20 protein-coding genes are annotated in these 18,246 nt (G+C 61.6%); 9 read left to right on the top strand and 11 right to left on the bottom strand.

Features of this window, described 5'->3' with window-relative positions:
• Genes rpoH through AC0L20_RS26475 form a run of 3 tightly spaced genes read right to left on the bottom strand, consistent with a single transcriptional unit; the run spans position 1 to position 3,093 of the window.
• The gene (gene rpoH, locus AC0L20_RS26485; RefSeq protein ID WP_473293671.1) at positions 1–918 is read right to left on the bottom strand and encodes an RNA polymerase sigma factor RpoH; all 918 of its coding nucleotides are present in this window, start codon (positions 916–918) and stop codon (positions 1–3) included.
• A 60-nt stretch (positions 919–978) separates the two neighbouring features.
• Positions 979–2,403: a sensor histidine kinase gene (locus tag AC0L20_RS26480; RefSeq protein WP_473293670.1), complete on the bottom strand. Its 1,425-nt coding sequence runs from the start codon at positions 2,401–2,403 to the stop codon at positions 979–981.
• Between the two features lie 9 nt (positions 2,404–2,412).
• Positions 2,413–3,093, bottom strand: a complete 681-nt coding sequence (locus AC0L20_RS26475) for a response regulator transcription factor (RefSeq protein WP_473293669.1) — start codon at positions 3,091–3,093, stop codon at positions 2,413–2,415.
• 489 nt (positions 3,094–3,582) lie between these two features.
• On the opposite strand from AC0L20_RS26475, the gene AC0L20_RS26470 reads away from it, so the two are divergent.
• From AC0L20_RS26470 to AC0L20_RS26460, 3 genes are all read left to right on the top strand, one after another.
• Positions 3,583–3,831 (top strand): hypothetical protein, encoded by a 249-nt coding sequence (locus AC0L20_RS26470; protein WP_354056949.1) that lies wholly within the window; start codon positions 3,583–3,585, stop codon positions 3,829–3,831.
• A 303-nt stretch (positions 3,832–4,134) separates the two neighbouring features.
• Entirely contained in the window at positions 4,135–4,509 is a 375-nt protein-coding gene (locus AC0L20_RS26465) for a hypothetical protein (protein ID WP_473293668.1), read from the top strand.
• A 601-nt stretch (positions 4,510–5,110) separates the two neighbouring features.
• Entirely contained in the window at positions 5,111–5,542 is a 432-nt protein-coding gene (locus AC0L20_RS26460) for a carboxymuconolactone decarboxylase family protein (protein WP_473293667.1), read from the top strand.
• Here AC0L20_RS26460 and AC0L20_RS26455 read toward each other — a convergent pair.
• Positions 5,479–6,387, bottom strand: coding sequence for a sigma-70 family RNA polymerase sigma factor (locus tag AC0L20_RS26455; protein WP_473293666.1), 909 nt, complete (start codon positions 6,385–6,387; stop codon positions 5,479–5,481). The two genes, AC0L20_RS26460 and AC0L20_RS26455, sit on opposite strands and share 64 nt — an antisense overlap.
• A gap of 20 nt (positions 6,388–6,407) precedes the next feature.
• Positions 6,408–6,716: a hypothetical protein gene (locus AC0L20_RS26450; RefSeq protein WP_456768647.1), complete on the bottom strand. Its 309-nt coding sequence runs from the start codon at positions 6,714–6,716 to the stop codon at positions 6,408–6,410.
• A 196-nt stretch (positions 6,717–6,912) separates the two neighbouring features.
• On the opposite strand from AC0L20_RS26450, the gene AC0L20_RS26445 reads away from it, so the two are divergent.
• Positions 6,913–8,319, top strand: coding sequence for a DHA2 family efflux MFS transporter permease subunit (locus AC0L20_RS26445; RefSeq protein WP_473293665.1), 1,407 nt, complete (start codon positions 6,913–6,915; stop codon positions 8,317–8,319).
• Positions 8,320–8,745: 426 nt separating this feature from the next.
• Here the strand turns inward: AC0L20_RS26445 and AC0L20_RS26440 are convergent, their stop codons facing one another.
• The 6 genes from AC0L20_RS26440 to AC0L20_RS26415 form a co-directional block, all read right to left on the bottom strand.
• Positions 8,746–9,132, bottom strand: a complete 387-nt coding sequence (locus AC0L20_RS26440; protein WP_473293664.1) for a RidA family protein — start codon at positions 9,130–9,132, stop codon at positions 8,746–8,748.
• A 1-nt stretch (position 9,133) separates the two neighbouring features.
• Complete coding sequence (locus tag AC0L20_RS26435; protein ID WP_473293663.1) at positions 9,134–10,186, bottom strand: helix-turn-helix domain-containing protein; 1,053 nt, start codon at positions 10,184–10,186, stop codon at positions 9,134–9,136.
• A gap of 4 nt (positions 10,187–10,190) precedes the next feature.
• A complete protein-coding gene (gene nbaC / locus AC0L20_RS26430; RefSeq protein WP_473293662.1) occupies positions 10,191–10,802 on the bottom strand; it encodes a 3-hydroxyanthranilate 3,4-dioxygenase in 612 nt (203 codons plus the stop codon).
• The gene (locus AC0L20_RS26425) at positions 10,765–11,310 is read right to left on the bottom strand and encodes a flavin reductase (RefSeq protein ID WP_473293661.1); all 546 of its coding nucleotides are present in this window, start codon (positions 11,308–11,310) and stop codon (positions 10,765–10,767) included. Before AC0L20_RS26425 ends, nbaC begins: the two co-directional genes overlap by 38 nt.
• Positions 11,311–11,314: 4 nt before the next feature.
• Positions 11,315–12,880, bottom strand: a complete 1,566-nt coding sequence (locus AC0L20_RS26420; protein ID WP_473293785.1) for a 4-hydroxyphenylacetate 3-hydroxylase N-terminal domain-containing protein — start codon at positions 12,878–12,880, stop codon at positions 11,315–11,317.
• A gap of 545 nt (positions 12,881–13,425) precedes the next feature.
• On the bottom strand, positions 13,426–13,569 hold the full coding sequence (locus AC0L20_RS26415; protein WP_473293660.1) for a hypothetical protein: 144 nt from the start codon (positions 13,567–13,569) through the stop codon (positions 13,426–13,428).
• On the opposite strand from AC0L20_RS26415, the gene AC0L20_RS26410 reads away from it, so the two are divergent.
• The 5 genes from AC0L20_RS26410 to AC0L20_RS26390 all read left to right on the top strand — a co-directional run.
• Positions 13,552–13,851 (top strand): FCD domain-containing protein, encoded by a 300-nt coding sequence (locus tag AC0L20_RS26410; protein WP_473293659.1) that lies wholly within the window; start codon positions 13,552–13,554, stop codon positions 13,849–13,851. The genes AC0L20_RS26415 and AC0L20_RS26410 overlap by 18 nt on opposite strands.
• A 90-nt stretch (positions 13,852–13,941) precedes the next feature.
• On the top strand, positions 13,942–14,274 hold the full coding sequence (locus AC0L20_RS26405; protein ID WP_473293658.1) for a LysR family transcriptional regulator: 333 nt from the start codon (positions 13,942–13,944) through the stop codon (positions 14,272–14,274).
• Positions 14,275–15,378: 1,104 nt separating this feature from the next.
• Positions 15,379–15,597 (top strand): hypothetical protein, encoded by a 219-nt coding sequence (locus AC0L20_RS26400; protein WP_473293657.1) that lies wholly within the window; start codon positions 15,379–15,381, stop codon positions 15,595–15,597.
• Positions 15,598–16,461: 864 nt separating this feature from the next.
• A complete protein-coding gene (locus AC0L20_RS26395; protein ID WP_473293656.1) occupies positions 16,462–17,613 on the top strand; it encodes a helix-turn-helix transcriptional regulator in 1,152 nt (383 codons plus the stop codon).
• Positions 17,614–18,016: 403 nt separating this feature from the next.
• On the top strand, positions 18,017–18,246 hold a 230-nt coding region (locus AC0L20_RS26390; protein WP_473293655.1), incomplete at its 3' end, for an NYN domain-containing protein.

Here is an 18,246-nt window from a genome sequence, read left to right as displayed (position 1 = left end):
TCAGACGCTGCATGCGGCGCCCCGCTGCGCATCCTGCATGGCAAGCATCACCGCACGCCTGACCTTGGCAAAGGCGCGGATCTCGATCTGCCTGACACGTTCGCTGGATATGGACAGTTCCTGGGCGAGCCGATCGAGCGTGACGGGGCATTCCGTCAGCCGCCGCGCCTCGAAGACGCGACGTTCCCGCGCCGCAAGCCCGCTGAGCGCAACACGCAAGGCGCTGCCACGCCGCTCGGTCTGCTCGTGATCGACCAGCACCGTCTCGGCGTCGACCGCCCCATCGACCAGCAAGGCTTCCAGCTCGGTTCCGCTGTCCTCGCCACCGACGCGCACGTTCAGCGACATGTCGCCATGCAGCCGCGTGTCCATCTCGATCACCTCTCGCGCGGTAACCTCGAGCTTCCCCGCGATCAATTCGGCGACGTCAGGGGTGAGCCCCGACATCGCGCTGCCGGTGGCTTTCCTGATCTCGCCGCGGAGCTTGAAAAACAGCTTCTTCTGCGCGGCCGTCGTCCCGATCTTGACGAGGGACCAGGACCGCAGGATGTACTCGTGAATGGCCGCCTTGATCCACCAGATGGCGTAGGTGGAGAAGCGCGCGCCGCGACCGGGTTCGAAGCGTGACGCTGCGATCACGAGGCCGAGATTCGCCTCGGCGATCAGATCGACCATCGGAAGGCCGTATCCCTTGTAGCCTCGCGCCAGCCTGGCCGCGAGGCGGAGATGACTGGTGACGAGCGCGTCCGCCGCTCGCCGGTCCCGCGTCTGCTGCCAGCGGCGTGCAAGCTGCTGCTCCTGACCGGGCTCAAGGAAGTCGTAGCGCCCGATGGCCGCGGAATACGCGCTGAGGAACGGCACCGGTGCGACCGGCGTAGCAGGGGGATTGGTCCTCGTCAGTTCGTGGCTAGTCTGCATCTGTCGCTCCCACGGTCCAGGCCGGCTGTTCAATCTCGAAAGCATCGCGGATCATTTGGCTCATCCCATCTGGTCTGCGTCGGCGTGCAGCAATGTCCGCCACCGGCGCGCGGCGGCCGTCCCCGCCCGTCCGGTCCAGGCCAGGATCTCGATCCGCCCTCCGGGGGCCGGACGGACGATCAGCCGAAAGCCGTGCAGCTTGACGATGGCGGCGACCAGGCTCAGTCCGAGGCCGACGCCCGGCGTATGGCGCATCTTGTCGGAGCGATAGAACCGACGCAGCACCGCCTCGCGTTCCTGCTCGCTGATGCCGGGCCCGGTATCGCTGACGCACACCAGCGCCGTGTCGTCGTCCCCTTCCAAGGCGAGCTCGACCCGACCGCCTGACGGCGTGAACTTGATAGCATTGTCGACGAGATTGGCGATGGCCTCGAACAGCAGGTCGCGGTCACCCCACACCAGCACATCGCGCTCGATGACGACCGCAAGCGCAATGCGCTTGTCTTCGGCGATGGGTTCGTAGACGTCGCACACCTCGCGCAGGATCTCGTCCAGCGCGACCTCGCCAAAGCCTGCCATGCGGCGGTTGTTCTCGATCTCGGTCAGGCGCAGCAGGGCGGTGATGATCGCGAGCGACTGGTCGATGCCGGCAATGGCCTTGTCGATGGTCTCCTGCAGCTCCTCCAGCGTCGCCGCATGAGTTCGCCCCCGCTCCAGCGCCAGGCGGACGCGCGTGAGCGGCGTCCTGAGATCATGGGCGATGTCGTTGCCGACGCCGGCGAGCGCATTGATCATTGTCTCCATCTCGTCGAGCATTCCGTTGACGATCCCGGCCAGCCGCGCGAACGGATCGTCCGTCCCGTCCTGCGGAAGCCGCTCGCGCAGCTCGCCGGCGACGATGCGCTGGACCCGCTGGTTCACCTCCTCGACGCGCCTCTGGGCGCGGAGGCTGAGCCAGGCACCGGCCAGCAGGCAGAGGCTGAAGGCCGGCAGCAGGCCCAGGGCGAGCGCCTGCCCCACCACACTCGAGATCTCGCGTGTCTCGTCGACATTCCGTCCGACCACCAGGACATCGCCGCCGTCGAGGCGCTTGCCGATCACCCTGACGACGGGATCGTGCACTGCCGTCGACGTGATGAGATCGAGGCGCACGCCCTGCACCGCTCCGTCGAGCCCGAGCTCGCGCGGCACGCGGTCGATGTTGCCGGCAAGGCGGGTGCCCGCAGCATCGAACAGTCCCGCGTATTGCACGCCCCTGGAATCCTGATCGAGATGATCCGCGATCGCGCTGATGCGATGGGCCGGCGACAGGTCTGAGATAAAGTGAATCTGGGTGGTAATCATGCGATCGGATCGCGCGACCAGATAGTTGTCGAGCTTCCAGTAGATGAATGCGAACAGGCCGACGACGAACAGCGCAAAGCCTGCCGCCATGGCCAGGGCCGAAAGGAACGTGCTGGAACGGATCAGCTGGATCTGACGCATCGCCGGCCCCTATTGCCGCGAACGCAGGACGAAGCCGGAGCCTCGGACGTTGTGGATGAGCGGCACCTCTCCGGGGCCGTCGACCTTGTGACGGAGCCGGCCCATATGCACGTCGATCAGGTTCGTGGTTGCCGGAACGAACTTGTAGTTCCAGACCTCTTCGAGCAGCATCGCGCGCGTCAGCAGCTGATCATTCCGGCGCATCATGTATTCGAGCAGGCGGAATTCGCGCGGCAGCAGGTCGAGCTCACGCCCGCCGCGTCGCGCGGTACGCTCGATCAGATCGATCTCGAGCGGCCCGACCTGCAAGGTCGTTTCTCGGCTGTCGATCGGACGGCGCAGCAACGCCTCGATCCGCGCGACAAGCTCGACGAGCGCGAACGGCTTTGTGAGATAATCGTCTCCGCCCATACGCAGCCCGCGCACCCGATCGTCCACCGCGCCGAGCGCACTCAGGACCAGGACGGGTGTCCGGACCTGATCCCTGCGCAGCGCCTCGATGACGGTGAGCCCGTCCATTCCCGGCAGCATGCGATCGACGATCATGGCATCCGGGCTCGACGCACGCGCCCGGTCGAGACCGTCGACGCCGTCGCCGGCCCACTGCACCTCGAAGCCGCGATCGGAAAGCTCGGCGACAATCGCCTCCGCGGTCTCCGCATCGTCCTCGATCAGGAGAATGCGGTTCATGATCCTCGCTCCACGTTCCGCGCGGCGTTCTGGTGCGTGGTGGGTACGCGTAGGCTCGGCGACGCGCTGGGTCATGTTCGATGCCCGCGCTCGTCGAATGCGCGGCCTTGACGCCGCCTTTTGCCGGCCACTCGCTGCGGTACGAGATAGGCTCGCGGCACAGGGGGCACCATTGAATTGCAGTTCATGATCTCGGCCGTGCGCCTGAGGAGCAGCGCCAGTGCAAGGGCGATACGTGTTGCCAATGGCGTGATCATCTTCAGGGCTCCGCTCCGAACTGCGCTGCATCGAACATATGAGCTCGACGCGCTCGCGGTCGTCCGGAGGACAACGAATGTTATGGATTCGCACGATCGTGGTGCGACGTTACATCGGCTCACGGGCCGTTGAATTGTGGTGAGCAATTCGTGCATTTGAATCGTGCCCGGTCGCGCACACCTCGATGAGCAGCCGGCTTGGTCGGCCTGATGTCATCAAAGGAGAGAGCGAATGACCACGTCCAAACTGTTGTCGATGGGACTGATTGCAGCCGCGATGCTCGGCGGTCCCGTGATGGCGCGCGAGCATCACCGCGTCGTGCGACAGCCCGCGATGGAGGCCGACACGGTCGCAACGAGCGCGCCCGTCTATCAGGGCGAACGTGGCTGCGTTCCTGCGCCGCGCGTCGGCGCCTTCGCCACTGCGCCGTGGACCGGCAACAACGTGCCTTGCGAGCCCGGCACCGGCAGCTTCTTCTGATCGCGCCAACGCTTCCTGCCGGGGGACTTCGCCGGCCGGACGCTTATCGAATCACGGGGAGCGGACTGACCTCGTCAGCCCGCTCCCTTGCGTTGCCTCGCGGCCACGCGCGGCGCGATCACCTTCGTGCGCGGCGCGCCCGATGTCTGACCTGAATGTCTGACGTCGAATTCAGTTGGATTGCCGCGCAGCGCTCCTACCTCTCCAGCATCACACGCCCAGCCATCAAGCAGCCTCGCGCGCACCGCGCGACGCGAAAGCGGGCTTCAGGGATGACCGGGCTCAACACGAGAGGAGTTTTCCATGAAACGAGTCATCATGATTCTGGCAACAGCAGCGCTCGCCTCGACGCTCGCGATCGGCACGGCCGACGCGCATGGCGGTGGCGGCGGCGGCGGCCACGGCGGATTTGGCGGCGGCAGCTTTGGCGGCGGACATGCGGGCTTTGGCGGCGGCGCGCATTTCGGCGGCATGGGGCATGAAGGCGGATTCGGCAGCGGCGCCCGGTTCGGCGGCGAGCACCTCGGCTTCGGCGATCATGCCGGCGGCCTCCGCCAGCACGCGTTTCACAGCTACGGTCGCTACCGGCCCGGATATGGATTCTACGGCGCCTATCCGGATTGTTATGATTGGTACGAACTGCATCCCGGCCGGCCGTTGCCGCTGAGCTGCAGCTAGATCCGCGCGTCACGCCGATCGGTCCGGATCGCACAGCGTTACGGTCCGGGCCGATCGCGCTAGCGCAGTATCATGGCGCGTCTGTCGGCATGCATGATGGCGCAACACGCAGTTTCGCATCCTCGCGGCGCTTATCGCCCGAGCTTTGCATGGTCACTCCACCCTCAAATCCAAGAGGGCGAAGGGAAGGCCGGGTGCTGACCTCGCACCCGCGGTCCGCTGCGCGAAACGCACACGCAGGAAGAACCGCACAGCAGCATACAGGTGGTGCCAATCACTCGACCTTCCCTGCGCGATGGTCGGACGGCTTATGCCGCGCTCTCCCGGGAGCCGAACTTTCCTTCTGGCCTCCCTCGCCTCGCGAATTTGGATGATGCTGTCCGCCCGGTTGGGTTCGCACACACCTCCGCGAAAGCTCGACCGCAGTAACGACGGCCAGGACCACACGGTTTTGCCGTACGCGCATTCGCCATTTCGCCGCAGGGTTCGACGGCATCGTGCACGTAGCCATCGAAATACCGACGAGACGAACTTCACAGCGCCGCTCGTCCGCACGTGGCCACGGGCTCACAGGTAGCTCATCAAGACACAGGGAGACCACATGACAACTCGCACCAGCCCTTTCGTCGCTGCGCCGCAACTCGTGCAGCAACTCATGGATTACGGCCGCACGCTCCTCGACAATGGCCTTGAACAGGACCTCGTTCGGCTCGTGGCGATCCGCACATCTCAAATCAACGGCTCTGCAGCCGGCCTTCAACTTTACTATTCGGAAGCCCGTAAGGAGGGACCGCTAGAGCCGCGGCTGGATCTCGCGATCGCTTGGCGTGACACGGATTTATTCACCGCGCGAGAGCGAGCCGCCCTCGGCTGGGCCGAAGCGCTGACCCGCGTTGCCGAAGCGCGAGTTTCGGATGAAGCATATGACTTGTGTCTCAGCCTTGAGAGCGGCAGCTCGATCCGCTCGACTTATCCTGAAGTGAGTTCGTCGAGATCTCTATCCACCACGCACTCCGCACCATCGATAACATAGGCTGCGTGACGAAAATCCCTGATAGTGGCGAGCTTGCCGGCGGACCAGTTCAGCAGCATGAAATATTTCGCACGCCCGGCTGGCTCATTCGGATCGAACACCAGGATCGCGGGACGTCCCTCGACCTGCCCCGTCACCAGGTGCCAGTCGCTGACCTTCGAATAATTGCCGAAGTAGTTCGACACCTCGGCCTTGCCCTTCAGCCTGGTGCGGTTGACGAGCTCGAGCCTGACGTCGTCGGCGATCATGGCGCGGATCGCGTCGAAGTCGCGGGCATTGAAATGGCCGACATAGGCGTTGAGCCGCGTCCGATCGGCTTCCGACAGGCGCGGCTGCGGCACGTCGTCCGGCTCTCCGGCGAACTCACGCAGCTGCGTGCGTCCGCGATGCAGCGCGGCCTTCACCGCCGGCAGGCTGAAATCCATGATGTCGCAAACCTCGGCCAGCGAGCAGCCGAGCACGTCCATCAGGATCACGCTGGAGCGCTGCGTCACCGGCAGCCGCATGAAGGTGCGCAGGCTGGTCGCAGCGATCTGGCGGCTTTCCACATCATCGAGCCGGTCGGCAATCATCTCCACCTCCTCAGCCGAATGCAGCGCCTCCTGCCGGTTGCGGCGACGCAGGAAATCCAGCGCGGTGTTGTGCGCGATGCGGAACAGCCAGCCCTCCATATTGACGGGCGAGACCGATTGCAGCGCTTCCACCGCCTTGATCAGCGCATCCTGCAGCACATCCTCACCGTCGATGACCGAGCCGACAATGCGGGCACAGTAGCGATGCAGTTTCGGCCGCATCCGCGCCAGCAGGGCCTCGACATCGACCGTGGCCAGGGGATCTGGCGCCATTGCTCCTCCGCTAGGCCTGGTCAGGACTCGTCCAGCATACGATAGTTGCCGACGATCCTCACATCACGAACCAGCGGCGGCTCCGCGCAGCGGTCACGGATGCCGTCCTGGAACGCCTGAAACGCCTTGAGCTTCGGGATCGGGCTCGAGCCGTCCTCGGCCGCCGCCTCGACAAGATGGATAAAGGTGTCGTCCTCCAGCCGCAGCGTCAGATAGCGCACGCCGTCCGGCCCGGCCGCCTTCAATTCGGCAAATACGGCCGAAACCAGCTCGGCATTCCGGTCGGCCAGCTCCGGCCTGGCCTTGTATCTGATCAACGTCCTTCTCATCGCGCGCTCCTTGCTCATGTCGCGACCTGGTTCGCTTAAAATCGCGCAAATGGCCGCATCACCCCTGGGACGTTCGCCGGCCGGCGAGGGATGCGGCCCGGAACAAATTATTTTTGGGCGCATCCTTTGCCGCTCAGCCCTCGTCTAGCCCGCAGAACGCGCCGCGACAGGCGGCGCGACACACGGAGACAGGGCGATGCAGACCCCGACCAATCGCGCGGCGCAGAACTGGGTGCTCGGCGTCACCGCGCTGGCATCCTTCATGATGGCGCTGGATGCCATGATCGTCACGACGGCATTCGCGGCCATCCGCGCCGAATTCGGCAGCGCGGTCGAGACGCTGCAATGGACCGTCAACGCCTTCAACCTGACCTTCGCCGTGCTGCTCCTGACCGGCGCCGCGCTCGGCGACCGCTTCGGTCGCCGCCGCATGTTCGCCGCCGGGATCGCCCTGTTCGTCGTTGCATCGGCAGCCTGTGCGCTCGCAGGCAATGCCACCGCGCTGATCGCCGCCCGCGCGCTGCAGGGCGCCGGCGCCGCGCTGGTGATGCCGCTCGCAATGGCGATCCTGAGCGGCACGTTCGGCCGCGAGGAGCGCGCCCGCGCGCTCGGCATTTTCAGCAGCATCACCGGCTGCGCGCTGATCGTCGGCCCCGCCATCGGCGGCTTCATCACCGAACATTTCGGCTGGCGCTGGGTGTTCTGGATCAACCTGCCGATCGGCCTAATCGCGATCGCCCTGGTGCTGGCACGGTTGCGCGAAAGCTTCGGCCCGGCCGCTGCGTTGGACATCCCCGGACTGGCGCTGGTCGCGCTTGCGGCGCTGGCGTGGGTGTGGAGCCTGTTGCGCGGTAACGCTGTCGGGTGGGCGAGCGCCGAAATCATGGCCACGCTGATGTCGGGCCTGGTGTTCGCCGCCGGCTTCGTGCTCTGGGAATTGCGCGCGGCCGCGCCGATGGTGCCGATGCGGCTGTTTGCATCTCGCGCGCTTGCCTCCGGCATGTCCGCAAGCGTCCTGTTCTACGCCGCAATGTATGGGGTCGTGTTCCTGCTGCCGCAGTTCCTGCAGACCGCGCTGGGCTTCGACGCCTTCGGCGCCGGACTTCGCCTGCTGCCCTGGACAGCGACGCTGTTCGTCACCGCCCCGATCGCCGGCGCGGTCGTCAACAGGTTCGGCGAGCGGCCGCTGGTGGTGACGGGATTGCTGATGCAGGCGATCGGCCTTGGCTGGATCGCGGAGATCGTCAGCCCCGCGGTTACCTACTCCGCTCTGGTCGCGCCGTTGGTGCTGGCCGGCGTCGGCGTCTCGATGGCGATGCCGGCAGCACAGAACGCCATCCTGAGCTCGGTCGCGGTGGCCGAAATGGGCAAGGCGTCCGGCATCTTCAACATGGGCCGCTTCCTCGGCGGCATGTTCGGCATCGCCGCGCTGGTGGCGAGCTTCTCGGCCCATGGCGGGGCCTACTCGGCCGGGCATTTCGAGCGCGGATTTGCCGCGGCGATGAGCCTTGCTGCAACGCTGTCGCTGGCCGGCGCGATTGCGGGGTTTTTCCTGCCGGCACGGCGACGGACTGCCGACGCAGCCGCGCCGCAGGATGCGTGACGCGGACAACACTGGAGTTTCGTTATCGGCCTGCGCCTTGTGCCGCCATCCTTCTTTCTGATCATGAAGCGCCGTTCTAAAATGAAAACGACATCTGGTGGAAGACATCGCAGTCCTCTGACATGCATTGCAACCCCGCAGGACACGTTTTCGCGTTCTCGCGGCGAAATTCGCCCGAGCTTTGCCTGGTCACGTCACCCTCAAATCCAAGAGGGCGCAGAGAAGGCCGGGTGCCGGCTGGCACCCGCGGTCCGCTGCGCGAAAAGCACACGCAGGAAAACCGCACAGCAGCATACAGGTGGTGCCAATCACTCGGCCCTCCCTGCGCGATGGTCGGACGGCTTATGCCGTGCAGCATGGTCATGACTTCCTGCTAGGACGCGATGGAGAGACGTTGCAGCGGATCGTTAGTCCCGTAGGAACCGTTCAAATCTCGGCAACGCAATCGATCTCGAGCAGAAAGTCCTTTCGCGGTAGCCGCGCCTCAACCGTGGTGCGGGCCGGCCATCCGGACTGGTCGGAACCAAAGAATTCCTTGTAGATCTCATTCATCTCTTCGAAGTCGGCGCGCCGATCGAGATACACGTTGACCTTGGCGATCTTGTCGACGGAGCTGCCGGCATATTCGAGGGTCGCCTTGATGTGCTGCAGCGCGTAGCGCATCTGTTGAGCGAAGTCGCCCTGCGGGATTTTGACGTTCTCATCGTACCCCGGAAAGCCGGAGACGAAGATCAGATTTCCGACCTTGACCGCGTTCGAGTGCGGCGACTTCGATCTCGGAAGAGCGGGGTTGTTGATGATTGTACGTACCATTCTAGTCTCCTGTTTTTGAAGGTTGCGGGCCGGCGCCGACTGTTGGGCCGGCCGAACTGCATTTCGGCTCTGCAACCTGCTGTCGAAAGATTTCGGGCGTCGTACCCCGATGGTGCTTGAAGAAGCGGACGAAGTGCGACGGATGGGAATATCCGAGACCGTATGCGATCTCCTTGATCGATCGCTTGCTGTAGAGCAGGAGCCTCGTCGCCTGCCCCAGTAGGGCGGTCTGGACGACTTCCCTGGCCGAGCGGCCAAGAGCCCGTCTGCATGCCGCGTTCAGGGCATAGGGCGTCGTCGACAGCCGGGAAGCGAAAGAGTCGACCGTAAGCGGGACAGCAGGGGGATTGCCGGATCTACCGGCGATCTCGAGATCGGTCTCGAGGCATCCCCGGAAGCGGTCGAAGAGCTCGGCCGCATTCGCGGTGGAGCGGTTCTCCTGCTCGAGGCCTGCCGACGCCTGCGCGGTCGCCGCGTCAATTCCGAGAAGGCACGCACCGAAGAGGTGGCGCAGCATCTCGCGACCGTTTCCCCGACTGGTTCCGAAGGACTCGGCGATCAAAGCGACGAGCTTGCGCAGATTCTCGCCGCCCACGTCGTCGTTCAAGGTGACCAGACGCTGCGTGGTCAGCCGCAGCAGCGCGGCCTTTATCGAGCCGTCTTCGAGCGTCAGCCCTGCGAGGAAGTCCGGAGACATGCTGATGACGTAGCCGACGCTATCGGGCTCGTACGTGAATTGATGAACGGCGTTCGCCGGCGTAAAGATGCAGCACGGCCCGGTGGCGGTCCGTTCAACTCCGTCATGCTCGAAGACGCATCCCCCAGCGAACGTGATCGAGAATTGATGGAAGTCGGGATGTCGATGCAGGCCGATCCGCCAATTGTTGGGGATATTCCGGATCGCAAAGGGTTCGATATGAAAAAACCCGAAGCTCTCCGCCGTCCAATCCTCACCGTACAGATAGTAGGCCGGAACTTCGAGAGCCCGTCGGGAGGAACCGCGAGCGTCCGGAAATGCTTTCGAACGTGGTTCTATCATCGCCTCTGCAGCCATGGTGTCAGGCTTTCGCCCCGAGTTCCTTGGCCGGAAGTTTCTCGCCCACACGCCAGATGGTCGGGATCGTCCGGTCTGAATCCTGGACCCATTCTTGCCATGCCGATTGGACTTTGTTGAGATCCGTCTCGATATTGGTGATTAGGAATTCTCCCCGGAATGTCAGGTTTCCCTGCTCATCATACCACTCCAGTGCGTCGACCTCCCCCGGCTGGCGGTAGCGCTCGATCACGAGACCGATGCAGCCTTCCGGCCGCTGGGGCGAATGCCGGACATGGGACGGTAGAAGATACATCTCACCCTCGCGCACCACGACTTCGGAGCGCACGCGCGTGACCGGATCGATCAGCTTGAGCGTCACGTCGCCGCGCAGCTGGATGAAGAGTTCTTCACCCGGATCGTCATGATAATCCGGGCGGTAGTTCGGTCCGCCTACCATCATGACAAGCAGATTCTGCCAGCGCTGCTTCCAGAACTGGAGATTGCCAATCGGCGGCTTGAGGTTATGCCCATTGTCCTCGATCCATCGATCGAGGTTGATAGGCAGATCCTTCAAATTGCTCGGCACGATGTCCTCCCTAATTTCCATCAACGGGCGCGGTGCGGCGGACTCCATCGGCAGATCCGCCCGGCCCGATAGGCTCCAGACCGTGATACTTGCGATTGAAATACATCAACGGCAACTGCTCCGACCTCGACTCCGCCGAATAGACACGCGCGAACATGATGTTGTGCGTGCCGAATTCCTTGATCTCGGCGATGCTACAGTCCAGTGTCGCCACGGCATTGTCAAAGACCGGCGCGCCGGTCTTCCGCGTCGACCAGCTGACCCTTCTGAAACGCGATTCCATGTCCTCGCCTACTTGGCCTGCGAAGGTCGCGGAAAGTTCGCCTTGATCCGCGTTCAGGAGGTTCACACACAGTACCAGGTTGGTTCTGAATGCCAGATTCGATCTGCTGTCCTTGTGCACGCAGACAAGCACGGTCGCAGGCTCGTCGGTGACCGAGCAGACGGCCGTGCAAGTGAACCCGCAACGACCACCTGGCCCGTCGGTCGTGACGACGGAAACCGCGGCGCCGAAGCGCGCCATTGCGGTGCGGAAGGTGTTGCGATCGACGTGCATGACGTCAACCGTTCAGCCGGTCGAGGATGCTGACATCCGAGTTGCTATGGTAGCCCGGAACGACCCAGCCATTCTCGTCGTAATCGTTCATGCAGGCGGTAGCCAGCGCTTCCATTTCGGCCAGCGCGCCAGAGCCCCGCGCCTGCATCAACGCCTGCATGCGGATGGCCTCATGGTTGCCGGCGTAATTCCGCTCGTAAAGTTCATGGCGGGAACCGAATTCGGATCCGACCGCATCCCAGAGCGCCTTCATGATCTTGATGCGCTCCTTATAGTCGATCCCGTTCGACCCGCGCGAGTAGCGGGCGAGATATGCATCGACCTCGGGATTCTTGAAGTCTCGCGGACTGGATGGCAGATAGATCAGGCCCGACGCGACGATCTGCTGGATGATGGAGCGGATCGCCGGATAGGCCTCGGTTGCGAAGATGCGGTAGGCCGAACCTGCCTTGACACTCGGCAAGTACGCGTCGCCATGCCACTTGTCCGGCACCGCCGACATCGCGTCGGTGAGCGACCAGAACAGATTCCGCCAACCGATGATCTCGCCCAGCTGAACCTGGACACCGCGAAATCCATCGGTCCCGCATGCGCGCAGCGCCTTCTGAAGAAGCCCGATGATAAAGTCGAGCTTGACCGACAGGCGCACGCAGCTCTGGAAGGTGAAGCCGTTGAGAAACCCGGACTGAGGGTAGAATTTCCGCAGCATATCGATGTCGCGGTGCACGAATACGTTCTCCCACGGGATGAACGCGTTGTCGAATATGAAGATAGCGTCGTTCTCGTCGAAACGGCTGGTCAGGGGATAGTCGAAGGGCGATCCGGTGGCCGCTGCCGCAAGTTCGTAGGAAGGCCGGCAGATCAACTTGATGCCGGGGGTGTCCATCCGGGCGATGAACATGACGGCGAGACTGTCGTCCGTGATCTCGGCCGCCATGTTCTGCCCGAGGAAATTGTAGTGCGTCAATGCCGAAGACGTAGCGACCACCTTCGCACCCGTTACGTAGATGCCGGCATCGGTCTCCTTCACGATGCGCACATAGACGTCCTTCACGTCGTCGGCCGCCTTGTTGCGGTCTATTGGGGGATTGACGAGCGTGTGGTTGATGAACGGAACGGCCTCCTGGGCGCGCGCATACCAAGCTCGCGCATTATCGGCGAACTTACCGTAGAAGCCGGCATTCGCGCCCAGGGTATTGGTGAAGCTTGCCTTGTAGTCGGGGGTACGCCCCATCCAACCGTAGGTCTGGCGGGACCATGCAGCGATCGCGTCGCGCTGCGCGATGAGATCACTGCTCGAACGGGCGTAGCGGAAGAAGCGATGCGTATATCCGCCCGAGCCCGTGTCGGTTTCTGTCGTGAGCACGGGCCGCGTTTCTGGATTGTGGAGCGCATCGTATAGCTTAGCGATCGAGGCGGCCGAATTACGGAATGCAGGGTGCTTGGTAACGTCCTTCACCCGCTCGCCATAGATATAGATCTCCCGGCCGTCGCGAAGCGATTCCAGGTATTCGGCACCGGTGAACGGCCGCTTCTTGTCGGCGCGGATGTCTTCGGGATTGCTGGTCACGTGCTCTACTCCGGACAGATGGCGCAGCAGAACCGCTGCCTTCCGCTCATCATCCCGAAGGCCCGTCCCCAGGGCGACCGATTCGGATGGCCTTTCTGCGAAGTACGATAACCATCGGTGCGACCTCGCGCCGTCGTTCGAGAACCCAGGATCCCACGTCGGGGTGCAGCTCTTCTCGCGACCATGTCGGTGCCTCTCCATCGGCCTGCGTCGACCAATAGGATAATGGATCAGATGAGCCGCCCCGAGCGGGGCGTAACCTATATCGGAGAAACGATAGCCAATATCCTTTTTTGGCGTATGGGTGCCGTCGTAGAACTTGCTGCACGGCGCCTTCCGACCTACCAGCCGATTCTGTAGCACGATGCAATCGGTGAACGACACCTGAGGCTCGGCCCTGGCGACAACGGCCGCCATGGCAAACGCCGCGCAAAAGCTGGTACTTCTTGACCGCGAACTCCGCGCTAGGCTTCGCACTGGAAAGAGGGAAACCGAGCTGCCTCCGGCCGTGAAGCCGTGTTCGCGGAGTTGCGCGCGGCTAGTACTTATTTGTCGCGATAGCTCGCATCGCGATAAACTTCCCTGCCGCCAACGACGGTCGAAAGCGCCTTTCCCCCGATGACGGCCGCAGCCAGGCGGACGGCGCCGCGGAGGCTGCCGAGGTTCTGGCGATGGAGAAGAGACATCATGATTTTCACCGCGCCTTGATCGCATACTGCAAATCACCGCGCCTGCTTGAGATCGCCGGCCAACTCTATATCGAAACGCAGCGCTATCGGCTCCCGAGCCTAATCGGCCGCGTTGCCGAGAAGCATGCGCGCGACGTACCGAAAGAGCATAAGGAGATAATGGATGCCGCCCTCCGCCGGAGCGAAAGCGCGCTGGATCTCCTAGCCGCACATTATCGCAAGACGTCCGAGATCATTTCGACCTCAGCGGATTGGGGTGACGAAAAAATAATCGAGCGGTAAGACGCCTGCAGTGAGAGCCGCTAGCTGAGAAATTAAGCGTCGGCGCGCATGTCGGACCATTAGATCAAATCATCGACAACCTCCAAAGATATGGCTGCCTCTGCTCGGTCAGCCCACATCGGTCTGCATCACTTGCGATTGGCTGTCGCAGCTGCGGACTGTGGGAGCTTTCGGCAAGCAGCGGAATTGCTTTGTATGCGTCATTCTATGTTGAGCCGCTCAATCAGCCAGCTTGAACACCTAATCGGAGCGATATTGTTTGAGCGGTCAAGCGGAGGCGTTGTGCCTACAACTGCCGGAAGAAGCATCCTGCGAATATCGCGAATGATCCTCGAACAGGTCGACATGCTGGTCGCGACGGGACGGTCCAGCGGTCGCGGCGAAGCCGGACGACTCTCGATAGCAATGAAACAGCGCTCTTAAGCCAACATGATCCAGAAACGGACATAGAGGATATCTTGGCCGCCAAATTGGCATTGAGACAGCATGGCGTCTAAAGCCTTGCGCCGCGCTGATGTTCGTCAACGGCGCCGGCGAACTCGACCAAAAGCACGACCAAGACCTACGTGATACCTGCGTCATGCTTCTCGATCGGGCTGGCTGCGACTAGCTGACGATCTGCGACATCACTGGACATTCATACCGAAGCGCGCAGACCATCGTGAAGCACTACCGCGCCCGCAATGCGACTCGCGCCGATTCCAGTATCGACAGGCTTGAATTGCAAGTGCGGAAGGAAGGCATGAAGAGCTGAAACGCAGACCGGTGGGTCTCGTGCCAAACTGTGGATGAGCTTCGGTCCCAATTATCCGACTCGTCGCACGGCGTGCGACGTACGACCATTAAAAGCGTCGCACGGAGACCCGGTTTGTTCTGCCTGGGAATTTAAAAAAGCCCTCGCGGGCCAATATCTTAGGGTGGTGGGCGCACCAGGGCTCGAACCTGGGACCCGCTGATTAAGAGTCTCATGTTCTACGAACACAAACAGGTACTTAGCTGTAAAAGAACCATTCGATAGGCCTATATAGATCAATAGGTTACACCTGCATTGTAAATCGCATGCGCAACCCGCGACCCCTACGTTCCTAACGTAAGTAGGAAGCGAAAAGACCGACAATAACAATGAAGTTCGCTCGCGATTGACCATCTTTATCGCTGTTTGTTCACGCGGTTTCGGTGGTCAATCAATTGGTGGTCAAGGTCACAGAGCCTGTTCTTGTCTTGCTCTCTCCCTGAGGTGCCGCCGGAATGAAAACTACATTGCGATCCAATTTTTGGCCGATGATGGTGCAGATCCCTATAGATCGAGCCGGCAATGCGAGAGTTTGCGCACGATCTCAACGCCCCTGTTTTGATCGTCGTTCTTGCGCAGGCACTTGAGTCGCTTGGAATCGCGCAACAGGGCGACACCGCCGGCGGGAGCGATAGCCTTCGCACCTGCAGCAACGATCCTCGTTGCTTAAAATCGGTCTGCCGATAAGCTTTCCATATTGTCGCCAGTTCATTTAAGCACCTTTGGAGATTGCTTTGACGAACGACACAGCCGTTTACGTCGTCGGTCGCGTCGATCCAACTCCCCGCAGCAAGGAGTGGGCCGGCCGCATGGGCACGCGACGCACCATCGCCAGAGATGGGCTTACCATCGATCCTGCATCCCTCGCCTATTGCCGGCACGAATGGCTGAACGGAAGCGGTTACGTCGATATCGAGCGGGTACGAGAATTCCCGTCGATGTTCACGCTCTGAGCATCAAGATGAACCGGCAGCCTCCTCCGGAAGAGACAGTCCGCCGACTGCTAGGCCGCCTCGCAAGACGAGGTCGGCCCGCTCGAGTGCTTTCGACAACGCCTCACGCGACCGACAGCAACCCAAACCGCGAATTCGCGAAAACCGATCAGTCAGTGGTTTGGTTCTTCGTCTTCTTACCGATCTTCGTGCTGCTCTACGCGATAGTCGAGAAAATGCACGTTAGATAACGCACTCGGCGGCCGCGCGTCGATCTCAAGTCGCAAACGTCCTTAGTCGCATCGCTTGAAGATGCCCTGCTCTAAACTAAATCCCGATCACACTGGTGATCCCTGAGTGCATTCCGCTGGGCAACTCGTATCAGGTCGACCGTTGAAGCAATGGGGGTACTTTCTCTTATCGCGTTAACGTGTGAAAGTGAACTAACTAGGTCTGCCGGCGCGTAAAGCTTCTTTGACTGCTTTCTGATAGGGCGAGGAAGCCAATAGCTGAAACAGCGCTCGTGCCGCCCTATATCTCGCCTCGGCCCGACTGCGCTCTCGGCCTTCTACTAAGCTTTCGCCCGAGCTTGTCCGAATGAACCAGCCCCAACGTCGTCCCCTGCGTTGAACATCGATGTCAAAGGTTGGCAGATCACTGGTTCTATTCCGACAGAAGTTGCGGTCGTAGCTGTTCATGAAGACGGGCTCAAGCAGGGCGAAACTCGTGAACAGCGGACCGGCCCGCATTGCCCAAGAGGGCGGTCGCTACGAGCCCCTGTAGGACTGTGGCCAACTTCCATGATGGTCATTTTGCTCTCGCCTTGCCGAAGTGGGTCTCGCGGGGCTACCCAACCCCTTGATAAGGCGAATATCCTGAGGCAGCATGGCCCAATTGGGCTATGCCTTTAGAGGTGCTGCGGCACATTCGACGACGTCGGAATGGTGGATGGAACCCTTTGATCTGCAGCGACTTAGCCGCGTGTTGGCCGCCGCCGCGATCGATCCCTCTCTCTGGACAGAGGCATTGCAGACGGCGGCGGAATGCACCGGGTCGTATGGCGCGGTCCTGTTACCAGTTGTCGGAGCATTGCCTATCGTTGCTGCTACTCCTTCCATGGATCGCAGCGCAAATATTTACGTCAGTGACGGATGGCAAGGCCGCGACGAGCGCTACCGGGGGAAGGCCGCCTTCTTGGCCAATGGAGTGGCGACAGACGACGACTGCATGCCATTAGACGCACGCAAGCGTTCGCCTTTTTATCAAGAGTTCCTTCGGAACTGTAATCTTAGCGGTTGGGCAGGCGTCCGGATCGGCCGGGGAGATTTAGTTTGGAATTTGAGCCTACAAAGGACGCCAGACCAAGGTTCTTATTCCGCGAGAGAGTTGCGAGCTCTTTCCGAGCTGTCCAACAGTTTGGATTCGGTCGTTCAGACTTGCGCAGCGCTCGGCCTGGCGAAAGGGGAATCAGCACTAAGTGCCTTCGATTTCTCAAAGCGCGCGGCACTTCTGCTTGACCGGTCGGGCCACGTCGTTCGCGTCAATCCGGCGGCGGAGCGACTAATCGGACTTGATCTGCAGATTTCGGCAGGACGCATTCGCTGCCAAGATCCGAAATCAAATGAGCTCCTGCACAACGCGATCAGAGCTCTGTTCTGGAGCGTTGAAGCCTTCACTATCGCGCCCATAGTTCTGCAAAAGGTTTCAGGCGGCCGACTTGTCATCTACCCGATGCGGCTTACTGGTCTAACCGACTCTCCCCTTTCCCTCTTCCACGCAATACTAGTTATCTCCGACACCGACCTAACGCAGTCAGCAGGTATGATGACTCTGCGCGAGGCCTTTGAGCTGACGGCCGCAGAATCCCGGCTTGCATGGGCTCTTGCGAGCGGCAAGGATTTGGAAAGTTTTGCGGCAGAGCGAGGGCTTTCTAAGCAGACCCTGCGCAATCAATTGAAGTCTGTTTTTATGAAGACGGGGACAAACCGCCAGGCTCAGTTGGTGATGATGCTGTCGAACCTCGTTCCGGAGAAGTGATGACTCCAGCTTAGCGACGCCATCTATCACACTTAAGAACGATTGAACGATTGAACGATTGACGTCAATCTTCGAGCGCCATGGTGCCGCAGGCCGGCAACGCTCACTTCCGTCATTTGCGCGATTCCGGACTTATCCGAGACGATGCTAAGTGCGGCCACGCGCCCTGTAGTACTGCCCCGACGACGTCGGCAAAACCAGCCCCGAAACGGTACGGCAAAAGCGCAAATCTGACCGCCTGCAACCTGAAGTCACAAGGGCGCAATCGAGAATCCCCTTTACAACCGCCTAGCGCGCATCGTCCATGGCAACTATGCTAAATAAGTGTCCGCCTTTCATCTTCAGTCTTCAGCGAAGCATTCCATCTCTCATTTCCTGATGAAGTACCTCCGCGAAAGTAAAAATGGCCTCCACTATTAACAAGATCGCGCTCTTCATCGATGGAGCCAATCTCTACGCGACGGCGAAAACTCTGGGCTTCGACATCGATTACAAGCGCCTGCTGAAGGAGTTTCAGAGCCGCGGGACGCTGCTGAGGGCGTTCTACTACACCGCGATCATCGAGGATCAGGAGTACTCCTCGATCCGGCCGCTGATCGACTGGCTCGACTACAACGGCTACACCGTCGTCAC

Source organism: Bradyrhizobium sp. Kon58 (genome assembly GCF_055807455.1).
This window is presented reverse-complemented; position numbering and strand designations above follow the sequence as displayed.